Source organism: Terriglobus sp. YAF25, from assembly GCF_052113305.1.
Classification (GTDB): Bacteria; Acidobacteriota; Terriglobia; order Terriglobales; family Acidobacteriaceae; genus Terriglobus.
Map to the genome: position 1 here is coordinate 1 of NZ_JBFRCY010000813.1, position 1,924 is coordinate 1,924.

Here is a 1,924-nt window from a genome sequence, read left to right on the forward strand (position 1 = left end):
CCGCGGTCGTCGTACCGGAAGCAAAGGATCCGGTCGCGATAGGAATCTTGGAACCGATCTTCAGCGTAGCCTTTTGTCCATCGGTGGCGCGAATGCGAGGGTTCTGCAGAATGCGCGTGTCACTGTCCGTAAGCAGCGCATTCACCGTGCCGGTTCCGATAGCCACGTTGAAGTTGTTCCCATTGAGGTGGGCCAACTGATTAAGCGTGAGGCTGCTGTTGCTGTTCGAAGAGGAGGAACTGGAGTTCGAACTCGAACTGGAGCTCGATGAACTGGTATTGGAAGTATTCGACGCAACAGGGGTGACTGCAAAGGACTGCGGAAGCGTAATACCCAGATTACGAACCTTCTCGCGGTTCACTTCGAGTACGGCTACATCGACCACGACCTCCGGCTTGGTGCGATCGAGATCGTTCAGAAGCTTCTGCGCCAACAGAAGCTGGTCTGGCGTAGCCCGCATCACGACCGCGTTCTGGCTGGGAATGGCGAAGACGCCGACGTTCTGCCYGGTCCCGAAGACGTTGCGCAGCGCAGTGACAATTTCGTTGGTGTCGGCAGTTTGGGTGGCATTGGTCAGATAAAAGGTCTGGACCGCCATCTCGTCCAGATCCTGACGCTTATTACGGGTGTTCTGCGCCACCAGGATGGTGTTTTCTGTCACCGGCTTCCAGAAGGTACCGGAGATGGCGCCCACAATGCGCAGGGCGTCATACAGTGACACATTATTCAATTCCACAGGGATACGCGTGGAGGTATAGGCCGGATCAAACAGCACATTCAGGCCCGCGGCCTTGCCGATGGCCTGATAGATATTCTTCGTGTCTTCCACCATGCGAAGCGTGATGGGGTCATTCGAGATGGGCTTGAGAGAGACCGGCCCGCCCAGGCCGGCGATCTCAGCCTGAGTGGCCAGAATTCCGCTCTCCAACGACTGCTGTTGCTGTGTCGGAGGAGCAGCCGCCATCTTCTGAGTGATGTCCAGCTCCTGCTGTGCAGTCTGGTTCGCAGGATCGATCTGCAGCGCACGCGTGAACTCAGTAAGAGCTCCGCCGAGGTCGCCTCCCTGCCGCACAAGGCGTCCGCGATCTACATGTGCCGTTGCCGCCTCAAACCGCAGGCGTTCCGTCTTCACCTTGTAGCGGATATCTCTTGGCTTCTTTGCGAGGGCCTGGCGATATGCCTCATATGCCGCGTCGTAGTCTTGCCGTTCCTCGGCCTGCTGCCCTCGTTTATAAAACGAGCCGGCAGACTGGGCATGCGCTGCCACGCCGGTGGCGGCGAGAATGGTGACGACGAAGGCTGCATTGCGAAGGGACGTGAAGCTGCGATCCATGTTTCTATAGAGGCTCAAATATGTGGGTGAAATCGGACCGCTCCCCGCTTGCTGATGGCGAAAGTATAGCATTCCGTTTCTCTTAGACGCCGACACTGCCCCTGAGGCTGGCCGCCGAAGACATGGCAGAGTTGGAATCTTTTGCCGCGTGTTAACATCAAACGTCCAGATGGCCCGTTCTGTAAGCCAACCCGTTCCCGGAGCTGTTAAGGCGCGTCCCACGCGTCCGCGTGATCCCGTGGCGACGGGAGAGCGGGACGCCGCGCAGAATCGCGCTGCCAGCCACAATTATTTCCTGACCGACCGTTTTGAGGCCGGTGTTGCCCTGCGCGGTACTGAGGTCAAATCCGTCCGCGAAGGCAAGGCCAACCTGAAAGATGCCTACGGTCTGGTAAAAGACGGAGAAATCTACCTCCTTAACGCGCACATCGGTCCCTTCTCTCATGGCAATGCCATGAATCATGATTCGCTGCGGACCCGCAAGCTGCTGCTGCACAAGGAGGAGATTCGCAAGCTAGTAAGTAAGACGACACAGAAGGGCTTTACGCTTATTCCGACGCGCCTTTATTTCAGACATGGGCTCGTGAAATG

The 1,924-nt window shown here is 57.4% G+C and carries 2 protein-coding genes; one reads left to right on the forward strand and one right to left on the reverse strand.

The annotated features are described in order from the left end of the window. The coding region (locus AB4043_RS24040) for a secretin N-terminal domain-containing protein (protein WP_442308321.1) at positions 1 to 1,333 on the reverse strand (1,333 nt) is incomplete at its 3' end. Positions 1,334 to 1,502: 169 nt separating this feature from the next. On the opposite strand from AB4043_RS24040, the gene smpB reads away from it, so the two are divergent. Beyond that, positions 1,503 to 1,924, forward strand: a 422-nt coding sequence (smpB, locus tag AB4043_RS24045) for an SsrA-binding protein SmpB (RefSeq protein ID WP_442308322.1), incomplete at its 3' end; no start/stop codon positions are given.